Raw genomic sequence first — 20,147 nt, 5'->3', positions numbered from 1 at the left:
AGGAAGGTATAGTTCCTTATCTTTATTATTTTATATTATTATTTATTATTATCACTATTTAGAAAGTTATTTCACGTAGAACCCTATTAGGATCTATTCGTCGCATGGAGTATCTTTTTCGTGAGATTTTGTGTAGTAAAGCATTACAAGTAAAAACAACGTACTATGAGGCTAATGGACCTGGTAAGGTTATGGCGCTCATGACTAACGATGTAACATCGTTACGTGTTGCCCTTGGTCTAGGTATAATGATTGTAGTGGATATTATTTTCTACTCCGTTGTGGGCTCCATAATATTAATTCAAAAGATTAATACTGTATTAGCTTTTAAAATTATGACACCTGTATTCTTAATTATTGTGGCTATATTTGTACTAGGCAGAAAGCTACGTACTAAACAACGTAGTGCACAAGCTACTTATAGCGATTTAACAGAGTTTGGACAAGAGTTATTTCAAGGAATGGATGTTATTCGAGCATTTAATCGTGAAAGCATTATATCTAATTCTTTTGAAAAAATAAATAAACTTAATTATAAGAAGAATATGGATGTTGCACTACTAGATGCAATATTAACACCGTTAACAAGAATTGCACCCTTTATCTGTATCAGCATTAGTATTTTTATTTGTGGACATTTAGCCGTAGAAGGTAAAATGACTATAGGCGAATTTGTTACAATCAACTCTATTATAATGTTAATTGTAGGGCCTTTAATAGGCTTGGGGGGCCTTATTTCTATTGTACAAAAAGGTCTTGCTTCTTTAGATCGTATCATGGATTTCTTGCATTTGCCTACTGAAACAATAGATGATACCGATGAGGTATTGCCACTTGAAGATATTCACATCCGATACTTAGATTTTAATTATGAAAACTCTAAAGGTCATGCATTATCTCAAGTGACAACGACAATACCGAAAGGTTCTTTTATTGGTTTAGTTGGCAAACCTGGTTCTGGTAAAAGTACATTGTTTAAATTGCTTATTGGATTACAAGAATGTCCGGAACAGTCCATTTATTTTGGTAATCAAGATTTAGCTGCTGTTTCTTTATCAAAACTTAGAAACTCAATTGCTTATGTGCCAACACAATCTTACCTTTTAAGTACGACCATTGCAGATAATATTAAATTTGGTAAAAATTTATCTATGCATGAAACTGTAGAGGTTGCGGCACAAAAGGCAGACTTATATAGAGATTTAGGCGATTTGTTAAATGATGATTTACATGAGCTTGCTGAAGAAGGTCATGATTTATCAGGTGGACAAAAGCAGCGAATCAATATGGCTCGCGGCTTTTATAAAAATGCACCATATTTATTGCTAGATGATTGTTTTTCTGCTTTAGATGCAGTAACAGTTACAACTATTTTAAATACATTACATAATGTAAAAGAACAAACAATTTTATGTATTTCACAGCGATTAGAGGTTGTAGAGAAAGCCGATAAAATTCTAGTATTCGATGAGGGGCGTATCGTAGAAGAAGGTACTCATAAAGAATTATTAGCTAACAATGGTTTATACCACACCTTATATAAAGCGCAGAAAGGAGAGGCCCATCATGAAGAAGCGTAATCTAAGAAATGACTGGGCTCTATTTTCCTATATAACTGCCTACATCAAGCCTTATTTAGGTATTCTATTATTAGCAACGGTTGCGCTAGCAGGAAATTTAGTACTATTACTTTTACGACCGTATATAACAAAGCAAGTCATCGATCTTGGCTTTGCCACTAATGATATCGCTGTTATTGAATACTATGCTCTAATGTATGGACTTACTATAATTGGTAGTGTTTTATTTATTTTTGTAGAGAATTACTTTTTAAAAAGTTTTGGTCAAAAAATAATTTATAATATTCGTAGGATTGTCTTTAAAAAGATTCTTAATAAACCACATGATGAATTCTATAAGTTGCCAATCGGTAATTGGGTAACTCGCATCACTAATGATGTAGAGTCATTACGTACATTATATACAGATGTAATTTTGAATTTAGCTAGTAGCGGTTTGATGATTATTGGTATATTAGGATTTATGTATGCTATTAATGTACCCCTAGCTATTATCATGACAATTTTATTACCTATAATGGGTGGAATTATTTGGGTGTTTCAAAAGTTTTCCCGTAAGGCATTTCGTCAGGTAAGGCGCTCTGTAGCTGCATCTAATGCGAGTATCAAGGAACTGTTAAATTATATTGTAATCGTAAAATCCTATGGTGGCGAAAAAGCAATTGAGGAACGTTATAATACTGTTAATAAAGGTTTCTTAGAAGCAGGTCTTTTTGAAGTTACTACATTTTCTATTTTTAGACCACTCGTAGATGGTCTATTCTTTGTTGCGTTAATTGTTATTTTTACAACTACGAATTTAATAGACTCTGTAGCTGACGCTGGTACAGTATTTGCCTTTATCCAATATATGGACCGATTCTTCCAACCATTAAAGGAAATTGCAGATAAATATAACTCACTGCAAAGTGCATTAGCTGGTGCTGAAAGATTAGTTCCCTTATTAGAGGAAGAAGAGCGTCAGATGGCTGATAAAGTTCCTGATGAATTTAAACATATAGAGACCATTGAGTTTGAGCATGTGTGGTTTTCCTATAATAATAACGACATTTATGCGCTAGAAGACTTTACATTAAATATTAAAGCTGGAGAATTCATAGGGATTGTAGGTCCCTCTGGTAGTGGTAAATCAACACTTTTATCATTGTTGATGGGAATCTACAAACCAACAAGAGGGGCAATTTATATTAACGGTATAAATATTGCTAAATATGACAGTTCTGTACTTCGTCATTTAATGGGGTATGTTTTTCAGCAAGCTTATCTATTTAAGGGTTCCATTAAAGATAACTTAACACTTTTTGATACATCAATATCCAATGAGGAAATTGTCAATGCAGCAAAACAAGTTAATTTGGATGCTATGATTGAACAACTTCCGGAAGGGTATGATACACCGGTTGGTTATTTAGGCTCCTTATTATCTGATGGACAAAAACAATTATTGGCTTTTGGCCGTACCTTGATTAAAAAAACACCTATTCTATTGCTAGATGAAGCAACGGCTAATATCGATAGTCATACGGAGAAACAAATTCAAGCAAGTATTGAAAGTATTCGAGGTAGTAAAACAATCGTAAGTATTGCTCATCGTCTTTCAACAGTAGAAGATGCCAATAAAATAGTGTATATGGAATATGGTAAAATAATAGAAAAAGGATCTTTTAATGAACTTATCCACTTAAAAGGGGCCTTTTATAATCTATGGAATAATCAACACAGTGGGAGTTAGTATGGAATTTATCCAATCTAAAGATAATAAGACTATTAAGAGAATTATCTCATTAGGGCAGCGTAAAAATCGCCAAAAATATGGAGAGTACATTGTTGAAGGTATTCGCTCTATTCGAGATATTGCAGCTATGGGGGCAGTAAAAACAATTGTTATACGTGAATCTAAAGCTCAAGATCAAAATATATTAGATTTATTAGACTTAGAAACGGTTCAATCTATACCTAAATATATCGCACAAGATCCAGTGTTTGATAAAGTAGATAATACCGTAAATGGACAAGGTGTAGTTGCTATTGTATCGAAACCAAAATACAATATCGAAAGCATTTACATTGAGGATGGCTTATATATTACATTAGATGGAGTTCAAGATCCTGGCAATCTAGGTACTATAATTCGTACAGCAGTTGCAGCAGGTGTAAAAGGTATATTTTTGATGAAAGGAACTGTGGACCCTTTTAATGACAAGACAGTGCGCAGTACTATGAGCGCCTTACATAAATTACCTTTATATGAGGATATTACCTTATCTCTGTTACATGATATAGTAACCGAGTCTAATATGACTACCTATGTAACTGCTTTAGAACATTCCAATCCTTATCATACTGTACGTTATGCTAAGCGAACTATGCTAGTATTAGGAAACGAAGGGAATGGCGTAACACCAGAGGTTATGAATCTATGTACAAATCGTATTATGATTCCTATGTATGGTGATATGGAATCCTTAAATGTAAGCGTAGCTGCTGCATTATGTATGTATAAAGTACAAGAACAATTGATGCCTTAGTATATATGATAAAAATTTATGACCTTATAAAAAGTCCTCTACTAGTATACAAGTAGAGGGCTTTTGTATTGATTTTTTAGTTGTGTATTTGGTACAATAACATATATCCTTTGTGGGAGAACAAAGTTCTCCCTTTTTTTCATGAAAAGGAAGATAACTATGTCCAAATTAATTGTAAATGCAGACGATTTTGGCCTTCATAGTGCAGTTAATGCTGGTATTATTGATGGTCATCGTAGAGGTATTATTACCAGTACCTCTTTAATGGCAGGAGGAGAAGCTTTTACAGAAGCCGTAAGTATGGCAAAACAAAACCCTAAGTTGGGCATTGGTATTCATATTACCTTGGTGGGTGGGGTGAAACCAGTATGTGATTCATCAGAAGTTTCATCACTTCTCACACCAGAAGGTGTATTTCCAGAGAACTATGTAGAATTTATTAAACGTATTTACTCTGGCAAAATCAATTATAGTGAATTACGTAAAGAGATTCATGCACAAATAGCTCAAATAATGGATACCGGCTTAAGGGTAACTCATATTGATGGACATCAACATTTACATGTGTTACCAACGGTATTGCCAATTGTGATTGAACAGGCAAAATCCTTTGGTATACATGCTATACGTATACCCGATGAGTCTACTGGTTTTATGAATTATATGTATTCCCCAATTCGACTTCTTGGTAAAGTTGGTTTATCAACGGTTGCGGCTAATGCGCGACCAATCATACGAAATAATTGTATGACTACAACCCAATATTTTTGGGGCATGGTAAATGGAGGTCATATAAATCAGAAATCTCTAATGGGTATCCTAAAAGCGGTAAATAAACATTCTGGTACCCATGAATTGATGGTTCACCCAGGTAGTAATAGTAGTACTCTTAGTAAGCTTTATAATTGGGGTTATCATTGGGAAGATGAGTTGCATGCACTCTGTTCCAGTCATACGCGATTATATATAAGTCAACATGATATAGAGCTCATTAATTATGGAGACTTGGTATGAGTAAAATGATGAAGAGAGGCATCTTTATATTTCTCTTGTTATTGGCTGTATCAATTGGTATTATTTACTATACTATTGATTTAGATGCATTGAAAGCCATATCATCTTTTAATAGTATTTCCTTATTATTAGCTTTAGTTGCTTTAGTAGCAGGTATGTATTTTGATGGATTACGACTTCAAAGACTCGTAAAAATTGGTGGTTACAAGTTATCGATACGAGCAGTGCTACGAGTTATTTTTAGTAATTATTTTATGGCTATGTTGACACCTGGAGCTAGCGGGGGTGCTGTTGCGCAAGTACTGGTGTTGAGAAGTTATGGCGTACCTATATCTAAAGGTACACCGATTGTATTAATACGTACCTTATTTTCCATTATATTTTTGGTCATTATGCTGCCATTAGTATTCTTACGAGATGCTATTGAAATTCCATATATCTCTCGTGATATGCTTTTGATTTTTGCCGTGCTTGCTGTTATAGCGACCTTAGTGGCAACTTATATATTACAGACTAAGTATATGCGTCAATTTGTCTATAATCTAGCACAACGATTTAAAGCACATAACACTAAAGATTGGCTTTCTAAATTAGAAACACTAAATCAAGGTCTTGGTTTACTTTATAAACAACCTGTCCAATCTTTAATAGTTTTTATTGAATCTGGTTTGAGTTTATTATGCTTATATTGTATTGCACCCGCCTTAATGTATGCTTTCACATCAGATATTCCTATTATCGATATTTTAGATCGCATGATTTTATTAAATCTTATTTTGTATTTTGCACCAACACCAGGGGGAACAGGCATTGCAGAAGGTCTATTTGTAGTATTATTTAGTGCCTTTGTACCTAATGGAACAGTGGGTATCATCGCTGTAGGATGGCGTGTTGTGGCTGAGTATATGCCATTCTTCATCGGTATGTATGCAGTATTAACATTATATGGACGACAATTCGTTGCCCAAGAAACTTCAAGAGAACAATAAGGGAGTGTGCTCTATGTCTAAACCAAAAAAAGATAAATTTTATCTGGTTCAAGAAGATATTTTACCAGAAGCTATAAAAAAGACGATAAAAGTAAAAGAAATTCTAAAACTAGGTGAAGTTAAAACAATTAACGAAGCAGTTGAAAAAATGGATTTAAGTCGATCTGCGTATTATAAATATAAGGATTATGTTTTTCCATTTTTTGAAATTGCTCAAGGGAAAATTGTTAGTATTTATGTTTCTATGTCAAATGAATCTGGTATGTTATCAAGCGTTTTGAAAGCCATTGCTGAACGTAACGGTAGTATTTTAACGATTAATCAAGATATTCCATTACAAGGCATTGCGAATAGTAGCATTTCTTTTGAAACCAAGGATTTACAAGGTTCATTAGAAGATTTATTGCTAGATATTCGCTCTATGAAGGGTATTATAAAGGTAGAGATTTTAGGCCAAGCATAGGCTAATTAAGAGAGTAGGACGATTATGACCACTATAAAAATTGCTTTATTAGGTTTTGGTACTGTTGCACAAGGTACTTTTAACTTATTACAAGACAATGCTGAACTAATTAAAAATCGTACAGGTGTCAATGTTGAAATTTCTAAAATTTATGTGCGTAACCCAGACAAATACAAACATATTACATTACCAGAAACTGCTAAATATGTATCAGATATTGACGAAGTATTGAAAGATGACTCCATTCAAATGGTAGTGGAATTGATGGGGGGCACAACCTTTGCTAAGGACTGTGTAGAAGGGGCTTTAAAAGCTAAGAAAAATGTGGTAACTGCCAATAAAGACTTATTAGCAGAGTCCGGTCCATACTTATTAGATTTAGCTAGTAAAAATGGGGTAGATTTACGTTTTGAAGCATCTGTATTAGGTGGTATTCCTATTATCCGTACATTATACGAATCTTTGGCTGGTAACCGCATTACCGAACTCATTGGTATTATGAACGGTACAACAAATTTCATTTTGACTAAAATGTCTGAAGAAGGGTTAAGCTATCAAGATGTATTGAAAGAAGCACAAGATTTAGGGTATGCAGAGGCAGATCCTACGGCTGACGTTGAAGGTCTTGATGCAGCACGTAAATTGGCTATTCTTGCATCCATTAGTTTCAATCGTCGCATTTTTTTCGAAGATGTAACTGTAGAAGGCATTACTTGCATTGATACTGAAGATATAAAATTTGGGAAAGAGTTTGGTTACAATATTAAATTATTAGGTATTGCTAAAGAAACTGCTCAAGGATTATCTCTAAATGTATATCCTGCATTTATTCCTACGACACACCCATTAGCATCTGTTCGAGGATCCTACAATGCAATTTATGTTAAGGGCAATGGTATCGATGATGTCATGCTATATGGTCGTGGTGCAGGTAGCTTACCGACAGGCAGTTCTGTAGTATCTGACATAATGGAAGTGGCAAAGAATGTCTCTTATAATGAAACAGGGCGTTTAAAACCGTTCTATTATGATCAAAAAGATATTTATTCTCCAGGTAAAATCCAATCTAGCTACTACTTGCGTTTAGCAGTGGATAATAAAACAGGTGTTCTAGCAAAAATCTCTGCAAAATTAGCAGAACAAAAAATTTCTGTTTTATCCATCGTTCAACGAAATATGGATCCAGACACTGCAGTTCTTGCCATTGTTACATCTAAATGCCCAAGATCTTATATTTTAAATCTTATAGACTCTTTTAATAGCTTGCGCTCCGTTAAGGCTGTTAATAGTGTCATTCGTATTATGGAAGCTTAATTATGAATACTGTTCGTGTACAAGTACCTGCCACTAGTGCAAACTGTGGCCCAGGTTTTGATTGCTTAGGATTAGCACTAAATCTTTATAATATATTCAGCTTTACACCAGATGAAAATGCTACAGAATATACATATACTTTTGAAGGTTTTGGTGCAGATATTCTACGCGCTGAAGATCCTAAAAAGAATCTAATTGGTTTCGCTATGGATCAAGTTTTTGCTACTGCTCAAGAACCAATTCGATATGGTCATATAACTTCTGAAACCTTGATTCCTCCCTCTCGTGGACTAGGTAGTAGTAGTACGGCTATAGTAGGGGGACTTTTACTGGCGAACGCATTAGTAAAGCATCCACTTTCAAAAGAAGAGTTACTAGTTATAGCAAATCGTATGGAAGGTCATCCAGATAATGTGGCGCCAGCTATTTACGGAAATTTATGTTGTGCTACAGGTTTAAAAAATAAGGTACTAAACACGGTCATTTCTATTCCTTCGGAGCTACATTTTGCTGTTGTGGTACCAGAAGTCATGGTATCTACTGAATATGCTCGTTCTGTGCTACCAAATCATATTCCATTTAAAGAAGCTGTACAAAATGTAAGTCATGCTTCATTATTTGTAACAAGCTTAATTACGCATCAATTAAGTAATTTATCTGTTGCCTTAGATGACAACTTGCATGTACCTTATCGTAAGACATTGATTCCTCATTGTGATGAAGTTTTTGAAGCCGCAAAAGTTGCTGGAGCTTACGGTGCTACTATCAGTGGATCTGGTTCTACCTTGATTGCCTATGTAGATAAAGCTCATGTGCAAGAGGTAGCAAAGGCTATGGGTGCCGTATTTTCGGCGAATGGAATTGAAAATAAAATATATTGCTTAGAAGCTGATACAACTGGAGCGTTAATTATATAGTTTATGGTATAATTATAGTGTTAGGCATAGTCCATAACTATAATTGGAGGAAACATGAACAATATAAAAACAACACTTTTATTAGCGACGCTAACAGCCATTTTAGTGGTTATTGGTGATATGATTGGCGGCAGAAGCGGTATGATTATGATGTTTGTCATATCCATGGGTATGAATTTTATGTCCTATTGGTACAGCGATAAAATCGTTTTAGCCCAATACAATGCTCAACCTGTTACTGCACAGTCTAATCCAAAACTATATGCAATGGTAGAGCAATTGGCTAAAAATGGTAATTTACCAATGCCAAAGGTTTATATCATTCCCAGTGAAGTACCGAATGCGTTCGCAACAGGTAGAAATCCTAGTCATGCAGCAGTTGCTGTTACAGAAGGTATCCAACGTCTATTAACTGATGAAGAATTAGAAGGTGTGCTTGCACACGAATTAACACATGTTAAGAATCGAGATACATTGATTAGTACAATTGCAGCTATGATGGCTGGTGCTATTTCTATGATAGCCAATATACTTCAATTTACTGCTATATTTGGTCGTTCCGATGATCGAGAAGGTACTAACCCTTTGGCGCTTCTTGGTACAATCATTATTGCACCTATCGCAGCTGGTCTTATTCAGATGAGTATTTCCCGTACTCGTGAGTTTTTAGCTGATGAGGGGGGCGGAGATATGTGTCGCAATCCATTAGCACTGGCTTCTGCACTTGCAAAAATTGACTACTACTCTAAACATGGTGCATTGCCTAATGCAAGTAATGCTACAGCCCATATGTTTATTATTAACCCTATGATGGGAATTGGTGAAAGCTTGAGCAATCTTTTTAGTACACATCCTCGCACGGAAGAACGTATTCAAAAGTTAAAGAAACAAGCTATGAATCCAAAGTATAAAGAAAAGGCAATATTATAATTAGTATCTACTGGAGGGTATTATGCAAGAAACATTAGTTTTAATTAAACCAGATGCAGTTAAACGTCAATTAAGTGGTGAAATTCTTAGCCGTTATGAACGTAAAGGTTTTGTTATTAAAGCATTAAAACTCTTACAAGTATCTCGTGAGTTAGCGGAAGAACATTATGCAGAACATAAGGAAAAACCATTCTTTGGTGAATTAGTTGATTTTATTACATCAGGACCAGTTCTTGCTTTTGTGTTAGCTGGTGAGAACGCAATTGTATCCGTACGTGCTTTAAATGGGGCGACAAATCCTGTAGATGCTGCCCCTGGTAGTATCCGTGGTGACTATGCCCTAACAATGGATGCTAACGTAGTACATGCTTCTGATTCTCCAGAAGCCGCTGCTCGTGAAATTCATCTTTGGTTCCCTGAATACAAATAATCTCAAGGTTGGGATCCTTTAGCTTTTATCTCTACATCCATGTTATTTATAGGAGGTAATCATATGGCAAGTAGCGTTTATACAAAAACAGGTGATGCTGGTACAACTGGTTTATACACAGGCGAACGTGTACAGAAATCATCTTTACGCGTAGAAGCTTATGGTACAATCGATGAATTACAAGCTTTTTTAGGATTGGCTCGCGCTTATGCTGAAAATCCACGTGTTGCCGCTGAGTTATACGATATTGAGCGCAACTTATGGACTTTAATGGCTGATATTGCTAGTTTACATGCTGCTCCGGTAATTACTGAGCAACATGTAAAACATTTAGAAAAGGTTATCGACCGATTTGATGAAAAGTTAGAACCTTTATCTAGTTTCGTTATTCCAGGTGAAAAACAATCTTCTGCTTATTTACATATAGCAAGAACAATAACACGTCGTGCTGAACGCAATTTATGGCGGGTGTTAGACGCTGGTGAAAGTGTTCACGAGTCTAATTTAAAATACCTAAACCGTCTATCCGACCTTTGCTTTATCTTGTGTCGTGTAGAGGAAGAACTTGGAGCAGAATAAACAAAAAAAGCTATGTATTTTACATAGCTTTTTGCTCGTTATAGACCTTATTGTGAAATTGTTTGGTTTAAAACGTCTTGAGGGCTAGGATAGTAGAAGAAGATATGAGGAATTTCATAACGGAATTTTTCTCTTAATAAATCGGCTAAGGTTGTTTCAAAGTTTATGATTTTATCAGCGCCGAAATCAAAGTCTTCAACTAATACTAAGAGTTGTGCTTCAACTTGAGGTGCATTTTCTGGTAAGGCTTCTGGTGGCAGTGGAACATTCACTACTACTCGTGCAGTACCAATATATTTACCTTGCCCGTCATCGATGGCAACACGATATGTGTTATCCCATAGAGTAGCCATCATTTTTAGTTTCATATTCATAATTTCCATAGTATCGCTCCTTTGTTATACTTATAATGATACTGAAATTATAAATTCTTGTATAGGTGCATTATGAAATCACAAATTATATTGTGTTCCGGTGGGGCACGTAGTGGAAAAAGTGAATTTGCTGAACGTTTAGCACTGGCTACAAAAGGTTCAAAAGCTTATGTAGCTACGAGCCAAGCTTTTGATGAGGAAATGGTGGATCGCATCAAAAAACATCAAGAGCGCCGTGGAGAAATATGGAATAATTTTGAAGTACCTTTACATTTAGCTGATGAATGGGAAAATATCAGTAAATCAGCCGATGTAATTCTTATAGATTGTTTAACAATGTTTACTACCAACCACATGATGGCCCATGGCTCCATTTGTGGACAAGAAGATGCCAATCGGTTAGAACAGACAATACTGTCAGAGCTAAACCTTTTATTAGACTCGATACAATCATGTGAAGGTAAAACTGTTATATTTGTGACCAATGAAATTGGTTTAGGTATCGTGCCGGATAATAAACTGGCTAGATATTTTAGAGATATTGCTGGTCGAGTAAATCGAGCAGTAGCTTCTGTTGCAGATAAACTCTATTTAACAATCAGTGGTGTTACCATTGAATTGAAATCACAGGAGGTTCATATAAATGGCTAAAAAAATAATGTTTCAAGGGACGAGCTCTAATGTAGGTAAAAGTATTCTTTGTACTGCATTATGCCGTATCTTTTATAGAAAAGGTTTTAAGACGGTTCCTTTTAAAGCACAAAATATGGCCCTCAATTCTTATGTGACAAAATGGGGCGATGAAATTGGTCGTGCTCAAGTAGCTCAAGCCGAAGCTGCTGGCATTGATCCAATAGTTCAAATGAATCCTGTTTTATTAAAACCTACAGGTAATCAATCGTCTCAAGTTGTATTGATGGGAAAACCTGTTGGTGTATATAGTGCTAAAGAATATCATACTAAATATTCTCTAACCGCTCTAGATAAGGTTAAAGAATCTATCGATTTTTTAGACTCAAATTTTGATATGATGGTTATCGAAGGTGCTGGTAGCCCTGCAGAAGTTAACTTAAAAGCAAATGACATTGTAAATATGCGTATTGCTAAGATGACTCAAGCCCCAGTATATCTTATTGCAGATATAGACCGTGGTGGTGCTATTGCATCTATCGTTGGTACTTTAGAACTATTAGAACCAGAAGAACGCGATCTTATCAAAGGTATCGTTATCAATAAATTCCGTGGTGATATCAAACTATTAGAACCAGCTCTTACATTCATTGAAGAAAAAACGGGTAAAAAAGTGGTAGGTGTTATTCCTGCCATTGAAAACCTTGATATTGATGAAGAAGATTCCGTTGCATTAGAGAACAAACGCAATAGTGGGCCTAAAGATATTCAAGTCGTAGTTATGCAAACACCTAAAATCTCAAATTTTACAGACTTTGATGCACTTAACTATGAGCCAGATGTATCAGTCCGTTTTGTAGGCCCTGGAGATGTTATTGGAAAGCCAGATTTAATTATTTTACCAGGTTCTAAAAATACATTGTCTGACTTGACGTATTTACGTGATACGGGCTTTGCTGATGAAATAAAAAAATTAGCTGTCCAAGGTATACCTGTTATCGGTATTTGTGGCGGTAACCAAATGTTAGGTAAAACTATTTATGATCCGCATCATATGGAAGGTGATATTGAGGAAATCGAAGGACTTGGCCTTGTTGAATCCTCCACGATAATGAAGGATCAAAAAACTACCCATCAAGTACAATTTAATGTGTCTAATTTGCAGTTCTTAAATGGTACTTTCACAGGTGAAAATTTAGTAGGCTATGAAATTCATATGGGTGATACTACACCACTAGCAGATACGGTGTCTCGTTGCTTTACAATTACAAGTCGCAGTGAAGAGGCTGTAAATGTTATTGATGGTTTTATTGATGGCAATCATCAAGTAATGGGTACATATATTCACGGTGTATTTGATAATGACGAGTTTAGACGTTTTATTATCAATCAATTACGTGAACGTAAGGGATTACAACCATTAGATGTAGTATTCCATTATTTTGACCATAAAAATGCGGCATATAATCGCTTAGCTGATATTGTGGAGGAACATTTAGATATGGATTATATTATGTCTACCTTGGGATAGTAGAGGAGATATATGGAACATTTAGCAATTTTTCACTGGTTTTCAAAGTATAGCTTTGTGTGCATACCAGTTTTAGCATTTTTATTAGATTTAATTATTGGGGATCCAAATAGTAAATATCATCCTGTCGCCGTTATTGGACGTATAATATCTTTTTTTGAAGCCGTCCTTTATAAGGACACTGATAATGATACGAAGAAATTGTGGTACGGTGGTATTGCAGTAGGTTTAATTCTTATATCGGTATATATAATAGTATCTTTATTATTATGGCTAGGTGGAGTAATACATGAATGGGTATACTATGCTCTCGAAGTAGTGATTCTCTACATAGCTATTTCTCCACGTTCATTGGCTGGCGCAGGTTTTACAATTAGTCAGTTAATAAAGCAAGGTAATATTGTAGCTGCTCGTAAACGTTTATCATGGATTGTGGGACGTGATACTGAAGACCTAGATGAAAGTGAAATTACTCGAGCTACAGTAGAAACAATTGCGGAAAATACTGTAGATGGTATCATTGCACCATTATTCTTTTTTTTAATCGGTGGCCCTGTGGGGGCTATTCTTTATAGAACTGCTAATACTATGGATTCGATGCTAGGCTATAAGAATCAAAAGTACTTGTACTTTGGTCGCGTAGCTGCACGTCTTGATGACATATTAAATTGGATTCCTGCAAGACTTACATTTATATTATTTGTAATTTCTGCATTCTTTTTATGCTTTGATGCTAAAAAGGCAATACAAATCGGTTTACGTGATGCAAAAAAACATCCTAGCCCTAATGGAGGGTATGCAGAAGCACCTGTAGCAGGTGCCTTACATATTCGTTTAGGAGGTTATAATCAGTATTTCAAAAAAATGACCTTCCGTGAATATATGGGTGATCCTATTGAAAAGCTAAACCGTAACCATATTACTCGAACAATTTATATGATGTATGTTACGACTATACTAATGGTCATCATTAGTACAGTCATTACCTATGGGATGAATGTATAATGACACCTTTTTTTATAGCACTACAATTTTTAACGCGTTTAAAACTTGTAAATCAAACTGAATGGTCTGTAGAGGACTTTGGTAAATCTGTAGTAGCCTTTCCTTATGTGGGCCTTATTATTGGCCTCATATTAGCTATATTGTATGGCGTATTATCGCCATTTATTCCGATTATGCCATTGATGTTAATTATTGTTGTGGCTGAGTTTTTAATAACTGGTGGTCTTCATGCTGATGGTTTGATGGATACTAGTGATGGTTTGTTTTCCGGACGTGAAAGAGAACGTAAACTAGAGATCATGAAAGACAGCCGTATAGGCTCCTTTGGGGTGGTTGCTTTTGTATTTGTTACACTTTTAAAATGGCAACTATTAGCTGCAATTCCTACTGCTGAATTTATTCCTATGGCACTTATTATGGTGCCTTTAATGAGCCGTTGGTCTATGGTTTTTAGTATTCGATCCTATCCATATGCTAGAGAACAGGGGATGGGCGCTGCTTTTGCCAATTTTGCACCTAAACATGTTATTACTTACAATACAATATCTACGTTTTTTATGCCTATCGTATTACTATTAATCGGTTTAGTATTGTATTCACTTTTATATGGTGCATATGCAATCTTTGCAGTACCTGATGTAGGTTATATAGTAGGATTAGGAATCTTAGTATATGCTACGATAGGTGTTTTCCAAATCAATATTATAAGTATGATAATTGCTTATATTATCAACCGATTACTGAACCGTTATATTGTAAAAGAGCTGGGCGGTACTACTGGTGATACATATGGGTTTGTTGTAGAGGTAACTGAAGTATTATTGATTTTGGTATACGTCATTATTCTATCCATATTATCTGCTACAGTAGTTGCAAATCCAACTATGTTCTAATTGGATCATAATTTTGTCTAGCTATTAACCAGTATGAGTTATTTAATACTTCATTTAGTTTAATGTGAAAGGAGTTTAATGTGACCTATTATGTAAGAGCCCCAGGTACATGTGGGGAATTTCTACAAGGTTCTATTGATGGACAATCATTTTTAGTTACTTGTCCTATTAATCGATACTCCTACGCATTAAGTAATGTAATACATCCTTTTTCTAAAACCTATTGTGCACTTCAACCTAAGTCAGCTCAAGCTAGAAAGCTAGTCGAACAATTAGTTTATTCTAAAAAAAATACTAGTATATGTCCTCCTGTATATGTTCGTTCTGATATTATACAGGGGAAGGGCATGGCATCTAGCTCAGCTGATATTTCTGTAACGGCCATGGCTACCGCTTTAGCAATGGATTATAATTTGTCTTTAAAAGAGCTAGAGCAAATCTGTTTGTCTGTAGAGCCTACGGATGCCTCATTTTATCAAGGTGTTACTCAGTTTGATTATATTAAGGGGAACATATCTCAACCGCTAGGTATGTGTCCGCCTTTAAAAATACTTGTCTTTGATGAAGGCGGTAGCATTGATACGGTTAGCTTTAACAAGCAAGTAGATTTACATAATAAGATTTTAGAAAAAGAACCGATAATACAGGAGTCCCTAGATTTATTTAAACAAGGCCTTGCTACGCATGATATAAAGCTCATAGGCCAAGCCGCTACATTAAGTGCCTTTGGCAATCAGCGTATTTTATATAAACCTAATTTATATGACTTTCACGATATAGGTAATTCTTATAATAGTGTGGGAACAATCATCGCTCATAGTGGAACTATTATGGGACTATTATTCCCCGTTGATTATGGTCGTATTGATGATTGTAAGAATGAAATTACACGCAAGTTGCCACAATTATCCTATGTAGATACAGTTGAAACTACGAATGAAGGATTAACTTATATCAAACGATAAAGTATTTCATAGAAAGAGGATAGTATGTCTAAAATACACGGAGGCAATATTTTTCAGTTTGCCCATGAACAACGAATTGAGCCATATGAGGTTATTGATTTTAGTGCTAATATCAATCCACTAGGTCCTAGCCAACTTGGATTTTCTGCATTAGAATCTCAATTACAATATATATCACATTATCCAGATGCTACAAATGATGATATATTAAATGCAATTGCTGATATCTATGGTATGAATAAAGATCAAATTGTAGTTGGCAATGGAGCGGCAGAACTATTATATGCAATTTGTCGGTTACCTGGCTATACGGGCGCTTTTGTTCCCGCACCAGGTTTTTCTGAATATAAAACAGCTTTAGAAGCAAGTAGAATACCGGTACGCGATATATATTATCGACCACGGGAAGATGAACATGGAAAACCTTATTTTGAGGTTCCTTATTTAGCATTAGAAACTTTTGCAGCTGAATTAAAGGGACAAGATGGTCGGATTATCGTATTTTTAGCGAATCCAAATAATCCAGATGGCACATTACTCGATAAAAATCATATTCGTACGGTAGCAAGTATGTTAAAAGATGCTAATAGCTTACTGGTTATTGACGAGTCCTTTATCGACTTTGTTGGAAACGATACATTACAAGATAATGAATACTCCATGCGCTCCTTAGTCAATGAATTTGATAATATTATTGTAGTTCATTCTTTTACAAAATTTTATGCAGTGCCAGGTCTACGAATCGGCGCTGCTTTCAGCGATCCTCTTATTATTGAACAAATAAATAGTTTTATTCCTACATGGTCTGTTAACACATTAGCTCAAGCCTATACAGAGGCTGCTTTGAATGATGTGGAGTATGTGAAAAGAACAAAACAGGAATTACGTGAAGAGCAAGGTTTTGTGTATAGCTCATTAGATGCTATACCAAGCATTACCGTATATCCGCCTTCAGCTAATTTTATTTTGTTCCACATTGATCAAGAAGGAATAACAGCGGAGTCGATTAATGAAGCGCTTAAGAAACATAATATGATTATTCGCAACTGTGATTCTTATATGGGGTTAAATAATCAGTGGGTTCGCGTTGCAATTAAAGATCATGATACTAATGTTAGGTTAGTAGAGAAACTAACAGATATTTTGAAAGTATAGGAAGACTATGAAGACATTGTATATTGTGCGCCATGGTGAAACCGATTGGAACAAAATAGGAAAATACCAAGGCATCACAGATGTTCCACTTAATGAAAATGGTTTAAATCAAGCAAAGGCATGTGGTCAGGCTCTTAAAGATGTTAAGTTTGATCGCATATTATCTAGTGATTTGAGTCGTGCTTTAGTTACAGCTGAAGTCATTCGCGGTGAACGTACTACTCCTATAACAGTAGATAAACGCTTACGAGAACTTAATTTTGGTGATTGGGAAGCTATGTTGTTTTCAGATATCGAAGATCGTTGGCCTGGTTTGATTGATGAAATGTATTTGCGACCACATTTAGTTAAGGTTCCTAATGGTGAAAGTTTTAAGAATTTACAAGACCGTGCGTGGGCAGGTCTAGAGGAATTTATCAATGTTAATAATGAGGAGGAAACACTTCTCATTGCTTGTCACGGTGGAACTATACGAACTTTATTGTGTAAATTATTAGATATTTCCATTAGTCATTGTTGGAATTTTAGTCAAGGTAATACAGCAATTAATCGTATTTTCTACAATGGCATGGGAGAATTTGATCATAATATTTTAAATTTGCTCAATGATACAGCGCATGTAGATGTATTACAAGGTCATGCATAATGCGACTAGATAAATTATTAGCTAATAAAGCCTATGGTAGTCGAAAAGAAGTTCATCAAATCATAAAGGATAGAAGGGTTACCATCAATGGTAGTATAACAACGAAAAAAGAAACTCACATTGATATTGATGTTGATGTAGTTGCTGTTGACGATAATATTGTTAGTACTACTCAACTATATTATGTAAAATTTCATAAGCCAAAGGGCTATGTGACAGCGGTAGAAGATTCTAGTCACCCCGTTGTTATGGATTTACTCCCTCCAGAATTCATAAAAATGGGAGTAGTTCCCGTAGGCAGATTAGACAAGGATACAGAAGGACTTTTATTATTGACTAATGATGGTGTGTGGGGACATTCTATCATCAATGGTAATAAACATGTGCCTAAGGTCTATTACGTGGAATTTGATGGAGAACTATCTAATGAAGGTATACAACGTATTAAAGAGGGGATTCTTCTTGGAGATGGTACGCAATGTAAACCTGCAGAAATCGAATCTGTATCTTTACACTCAGCACATATAACGATTGAAGAAGGCAAGTATCATCAAGTTAAGCGCATGATTGGTGCTGCAGGTGGTACAGTAACGTATTTGAAACGTCTTACGATAGGTCATGTTGATTTAACTGGCATTGAAGAGGTTGGTTCTGTAATGGACTTGACCGTTGAACAGATAGAAGGCTTTAAAAAATAGCATAAAATTCTATTCAATATAGGCATTTTATGGTAAGATTAATTGTACTTTATAGACTAGGAGCAAGATTATGAATGGATTAAATCTGCTACAACAGTATATTAAAGAGCAAGAATTAACAGGCGTCATTTTGATAAGCCCTATAAATTTACATTATTTTGCAGGTTTTACTGGTACAACAGGCTTTGCTATTATTACACAAGATAAAGCCTTTATGATTACTGATTTCAGATATACTGAGCAAGCTACAAAACAATGTGAAGGATATACAGTCATTCAATATGAATCCTCTGTTATGGATACTCTTGTAGATATATTCAATGAGCATCATATTCACGAAGGTTTATTCGGTATTGAAGGCAAGCAAATGCCGGTAGATACGTATGAAACCTTATGTGATACATTAGATGAACGCTTTAATTTTACATCTATCAATTTTGCTAAACTACGAGCAGTTAAGCGAGAAGATGAATTAGAGTTATTACGTATAGCCGCTAAAATTGGTGATGATTCCTTTGCTGCATTGCTACCACAACTTAAGGTGGGGATGACAGAAAATGAAGTTCGCATCATTTTAGAAACGGAAATGTTGAAACGTGGCTCTGAGGAACCTTCCTTTGCCACAATAATTGCTTCTGGGAAACGCTCTAGTATGCCTCATGGTGTAGCTAGTGACAAGGTTATCGAAGCAGGCGATTTTGTAACTATAGATTTTGGTTCTGTTTACAAAGGTTATCATTCTGATATGACGAGAACTATTGTAATGGGTCCTGCATCAGAATTACAAAAAAAGCTGTATAGTATAGTTTTAGAAGCACAAAAACGCGGCGTTGCAGCTGTTCGAGCTGGTATTACTGGTAAAGAATTAGATGCAATTTGTCGTGATTATATTAAAGAACATGGATATACCAAGGAATTTAATCATGGCACTGGTCATGGATTAGGTCTTGAAATTCACGAAGAACCAGTAGCTAATACTAAATCTGATACGGTATTTACAGAAAATATGATCATTACGGTAGAGCCTGGTATTTATATTACCGGTACTATCGGATTGAGAATAGAGGATAGTGTCATCGTCAAATCTGACGGCTATGAGGTGTTGACACACAGTCCAAAAGAGTTAATTGAACTAAGTATTTAGAAGGAGAAAAGTTAGATGATTTCCAGTAATGATTTTCGCCCAGGTGTGACCGTTGAAATTGACGGTAATGTATGGCAAGTAGTTGATTTCCAACACGTTAAACCAGGTAAAGGTGCTGCATTCGTACGTACTAAAATGAAAAACTTGCAAACTGGTTCCGTAGTAGAGCGTACATTCAATGCAGGTGAAAAAGTGCCAAAAGCACATGTTGATCGTCGTCGTATGCAATACTTATACGAATCTGATGGCTCTTATACATTCATGGATAACGAAACTTACGACCAAGTTGAACTTACCCTTGAACAATTAGGTGATGCTAAAAACTTCCTTCTTGAAAATATGGAAGTATCCATCATGTTCTT

At 35.4% G+C, this 20,147-nt stretch carries 21 protein-coding genes and 1 pseudogene; 21 read left to right on the top strand and 1 reads right to left on the bottom strand.

Annotated features, from left to right (window positions below):
* The 11 genes and pseudogenes from RYO55_RS08480 to RYO55_RS08430 form a co-directional block, all read left to right on the top strand.
* Window positions 1-1,580, top strand: a pseudogene (locus tag RYO55_RS08480) (ABC transporter ATP-binding protein); the annotation flags it as partial.
* A complete protein-coding gene (locus RYO55_RS08475; protein ID WP_314985062.1) occupies window positions 1,567-3,312 on the top strand; it encodes an ABC transporter ATP-binding protein in 1,746 nt (581 codons plus the stop codon). The pseudogene RYO55_RS08480 and the gene RYO55_RS08475, both read left to right, overlap by 14 nt.
* 1 nt (window position 3,313) lies before the next feature.
* Window positions 3,314-4,108: an RNA methyltransferase gene (locus tag RYO55_RS08470; protein ID WP_314985060.1), complete on the top strand. Its 795-nt coding sequence runs from the start codon at window positions 3,314-3,316 to the stop codon at window positions 4,106-4,108.
* Window positions 4,109-4,267: 159 nt separating this feature from the next.
* Window positions 4,268-5,122 (top strand): ChbG/HpnK family deacetylase, encoded by an 855-nt coding sequence (locus RYO55_RS08465; protein ID WP_314985058.1) that lies wholly within the window; start codon window positions 4,268-4,270, stop codon window positions 5,120-5,122.
* On the top strand, window positions 5,119-6,111 hold the full coding sequence (locus RYO55_RS08460) for a lysylphosphatidylglycerol synthase transmembrane domain-containing protein (RefSeq protein WP_314985056.1): 993 nt from the start codon (window positions 5,119-5,121) through the stop codon (window positions 6,109-6,111). Before RYO55_RS08465 ends, RYO55_RS08460 begins: the two co-directional genes overlap by 4 nt.
* 13 nt (window positions 6,112-6,124) lie before the next feature.
* Window positions 6,125-6,574: an ACT domain-containing protein gene (locus RYO55_RS08455; RefSeq protein WP_004695770.1), complete on the top strand. Its 450-nt coding sequence runs from the start codon at window positions 6,125-6,127 to the stop codon at window positions 6,572-6,574.
* A gap of 24 nt (window positions 6,575-6,598) precedes the next feature.
* Entirely contained in the window at window positions 6,599-7,888 is a 1,290-nt protein-coding gene (locus RYO55_RS08450) for a homoserine dehydrogenase (protein WP_314985055.1), read from the top strand.
* Window positions 7,889-7,890: 2 nt separating this feature from the next.
* The gene (gene thrB / locus RYO55_RS08445; RefSeq protein WP_314985054.1) at window positions 7,891-8,805 is read left to right on the top strand and encodes a homoserine kinase; all 915 of its coding nucleotides are present in this window, start codon (window positions 7,891-7,893) and stop codon (window positions 8,803-8,805) included.
* A 54-nt stretch (window positions 8,806-8,859) separates the two neighbouring features.
* Window positions 8,860-9,735, top strand: a complete 876-nt coding sequence (gene htpX / locus RYO55_RS08440) for a zinc metalloprotease HtpX (RefSeq protein WP_012864344.1) — start codon at window positions 8,860-8,862, stop codon at window positions 9,733-9,735.
* Between the two features lie 22 nt (window positions 9,736-9,757).
* Complete coding sequence (gene ndk, locus RYO55_RS08435) at window positions 9,758-10,165, top strand: nucleoside-diphosphate kinase (protein WP_314985053.1); 408 nt, start codon at window positions 9,758-9,760, stop codon at window positions 10,163-10,165.
* A 63-nt stretch (window positions 10,166-10,228) separates the two neighbouring features.
* Window positions 10,229-10,744: a cob(I)yrinic acid a,c-diamide adenosyltransferase gene (locus RYO55_RS08430; protein ID WP_314985051.1), complete on the top strand. Its 516-nt coding sequence runs from the start codon at window positions 10,229-10,231 to the stop codon at window positions 10,742-10,744.
* 47 nt (window positions 10,745-10,791) lie between these two features.
* Here RYO55_RS08430 and RYO55_RS08425 read toward each other — a convergent pair whose 3' ends face one another.
* The gene (locus tag RYO55_RS08425) at window positions 10,792-11,127 is read right to left on the bottom strand and encodes a hypothetical protein (RefSeq protein WP_287531163.1); all 336 of its coding nucleotides are present in this window, start codon (window positions 11,125-11,127) and stop codon (window positions 10,792-10,794) included.
* A gap of 63 nt (window positions 11,128-11,190) precedes the next feature.
* On the opposite strand from RYO55_RS08425, the gene cobU reads away from it, so the two are divergent.
* The 10 genes from cobU to RYO55_RS08375 all read left to right on the top strand — a co-directional run.
* Complete coding sequence (cobU, locus tag RYO55_RS08420) at window positions 11,191-11,769, top strand: bifunctional adenosylcobinamide kinase/adenosylcobinamide-phosphate guanylyltransferase (protein ID WP_314985063.1); 579 nt, start codon at window positions 11,191-11,193, stop codon at window positions 11,767-11,769.
* Window positions 11,762-13,279, top strand: coding sequence for a cobyric acid synthase (locus RYO55_RS08415; protein WP_314985050.1), 1,518 nt, complete (start codon window positions 11,762-11,764; stop codon window positions 13,277-13,279). The genes cobU and RYO55_RS08415 overlap by 8 nt, the downstream gene beginning before the upstream one ends.
* A 12-nt stretch (window positions 13,280-13,291) precedes the next feature.
* The gene (gene cbiB / locus RYO55_RS08410; protein WP_314985049.1) at window positions 13,292-14,284 is read left to right on the top strand and encodes an adenosylcobinamide-phosphate synthase CbiB; all 993 of its coding nucleotides are present in this window, start codon (window positions 13,292-13,294) and stop codon (window positions 14,282-14,284) included.
* A complete protein-coding gene (cobS, locus tag RYO55_RS08405) occupies window positions 14,284-15,177 on the top strand; it encodes an adenosylcobinamide-GDP ribazoletransferase (RefSeq protein WP_314985048.1) in 894 nt (297 codons plus the stop codon). The genes cbiB and cobS overlap by 1 nt, the downstream gene beginning before the upstream one ends.
* Window positions 15,178-15,257: 80 nt before the next feature.
* Window positions 15,258-16,142, top strand: a complete 885-nt coding sequence (locus tag RYO55_RS08400; RefSeq protein WP_314985046.1) for a GHMP kinase — start codon at window positions 15,258-15,260, stop codon at window positions 16,140-16,142.
* 24 nt (window positions 16,143-16,166) lie between these two features.
* On the top strand, window positions 16,167-17,297 hold the full coding sequence (locus RYO55_RS08395) for a threonine-phosphate decarboxylase (RefSeq protein ID WP_314985045.1): 1,131 nt from the start codon (window positions 16,167-16,169) through the stop codon (window positions 17,295-17,297).
* A gap of 7 nt (window positions 17,298-17,304) precedes the next feature.
* Window positions 17,305-17,943 (top strand): alpha-ribazole phosphatase, encoded by a 639-nt coding sequence (gene cobC, locus RYO55_RS08390; protein ID WP_314985042.1) that lies wholly within the window; start codon window positions 17,305-17,307, stop codon window positions 17,941-17,943.
* The gene (locus RYO55_RS08385) at window positions 17,943-18,641 is read left to right on the top strand and encodes a 16S rRNA pseudouridine(516) synthase (RefSeq protein ID WP_308521064.1); all 699 of its coding nucleotides are present in this window, start codon (window positions 17,943-17,945) and stop codon (window positions 18,639-18,641) included. The genes cobC and RYO55_RS08385 overlap by 1 nt, the downstream gene beginning before the upstream one ends.
* Window positions 18,642-18,711: 70 nt before the next feature.
* Window positions 18,712-19,785, top strand: coding sequence for a Xaa-Pro peptidase family protein (locus tag RYO55_RS08380; protein WP_314985040.1), 1,074 nt, complete (start codon window positions 18,712-18,714; stop codon window positions 19,783-19,785).
* Between the two features lie 15 nt (window positions 19,786-19,800).
* The coding region (locus RYO55_RS08375) for an elongation factor P (protein WP_314985039.1) at window positions 19,801-20,147 on the top strand (347 nt) is incomplete at its 3' end.

Source organism: uncultured Veillonella sp. (genome assembly GCF_963551295.1).
In the GTDB taxonomy this organism is placed as follows: Bacteria; Bacillota; Negativicutes; order Veillonellales; family Veillonellaceae; genus Veillonella.
This window is presented reverse-complemented; position numbering and strand designations above follow the sequence as displayed.

What these genes read in the sequence shown, in the direction of transcription:
- cobU (WP_314985063.1), top strand. Translation starts at nt 11,191, where the DNA reads ATGAAATCACAAATTATATTGTGTTCCGGTGGGGCACGTAGTGGAAAA.
- cbiB (WP_314985049.1), top strand. Translation starts at nt 13,292, where the DNA reads ATGGAACATTTAGCAATTTTTCACTGGTTTTCAAAGTATAGCTTTGTG.
- thrB (WP_314985054.1), top strand. Translation starts at nt 7,891, where the DNA reads ATGAATACTGTTCGTGTACAAGTACCTGCCACTAGTGCAAACTGTGGC.
- RYO55_RS08470 (WP_314985060.1), top strand. Translation starts at nt 3,314, where the DNA reads ATGGAATTTATCCAATCTAAAGATAATAAGACTATTAAGAGAATTATC.
- RYO55_RS08380 (WP_314985040.1), top strand. Translation starts at nt 18,712, where the DNA reads ATGAATGGATTAAATCTGCTACAACAGTATATTAAAGAGCAAGAATTA.
- RYO55_RS08415 (WP_314985050.1), top strand. Translation starts at nt 11,762, where the DNA reads ATGGCTAAAAAAATAATGTTTCAAGGGACGAGCTCTAATGTAGGTAAA.
- cobS (WP_314985048.1), top strand. Translation starts at nt 14,284, where the DNA reads ATGACACCTTTTTTTATAGCACTACAATTTTTAACGCGTTTAAAACTT.
- cobC (WP_314985042.1), top strand. Translation starts at nt 17,305, where the DNA reads ATGAAGACATTGTATATTGTGCGCCATGGTGAAACCGATTGGAACAAA.
- RYO55_RS08450 (WP_314985055.1), top strand. Translation starts at nt 6,599, where the DNA reads ATGACCACTATAAAAATTGCTTTATTAGGTTTTGGTACTGTTGCACAA.
- RYO55_RS08425 (WP_287531163.1), bottom strand. Translation starts at nt 11,127, where the DNA reads ATGGAAATTATGAATATGAAACTAAAAATGATGGCTACTCTATGGGAT.
- RYO55_RS08430 (WP_314985051.1), top strand. Translation starts at nt 10,229, where the DNA reads ATGGCAAGTAGCGTTTATACAAAAACAGGTGATGCTGGTACAACTGGT.
- RYO55_RS08395 (WP_314985045.1), top strand. Translation starts at nt 16,167, where the DNA reads ATGTCTAAAATACACGGAGGCAATATTTTTCAGTTTGCCCATGAACAA.
- htpX (WP_012864344.1), top strand. Translation starts at nt 8,860, where the DNA reads ATGAACAATATAAAAACAACACTTTTATTAGCGACGCTAACAGCCATT.
- RYO55_RS08460 (WP_314985056.1), top strand. Translation starts at nt 5,119, where the DNA reads ATGAGTAAAATGATGAAGAGAGGCATCTTTATATTTCTCTTGTTATTG.
- RYO55_RS08465 (WP_314985058.1), top strand. Translation starts at nt 4,268, where the DNA reads ATGTCCAAATTAATTGTAAATGCAGACGATTTTGGCCTTCATAGTGCA.
- RYO55_RS08455 (WP_004695770.1), top strand. Translation starts at nt 6,125, where the DNA reads ATGTCTAAACCAAAAAAAGATAAATTTTATCTGGTTCAAGAAGATATT.
- RYO55_RS08475 (WP_314985062.1), top strand. Translation starts at nt 1,567, where the DNA reads ATGAAGAAGCGTAATCTAAGAAATGACTGGGCTCTATTTTCCTATATA.
- RYO55_RS08385 (WP_308521064.1), top strand. Translation starts at nt 17,943, where the DNA reads ATGCGACTAGATAAATTATTAGCTAATAAAGCCTATGGTAGTCGAAAA.
- ndk (WP_314985053.1), top strand. Translation starts at nt 9,758, where the DNA reads ATGCAAGAAACATTAGTTTTAATTAAACCAGATGCAGTTAAACGTCAA.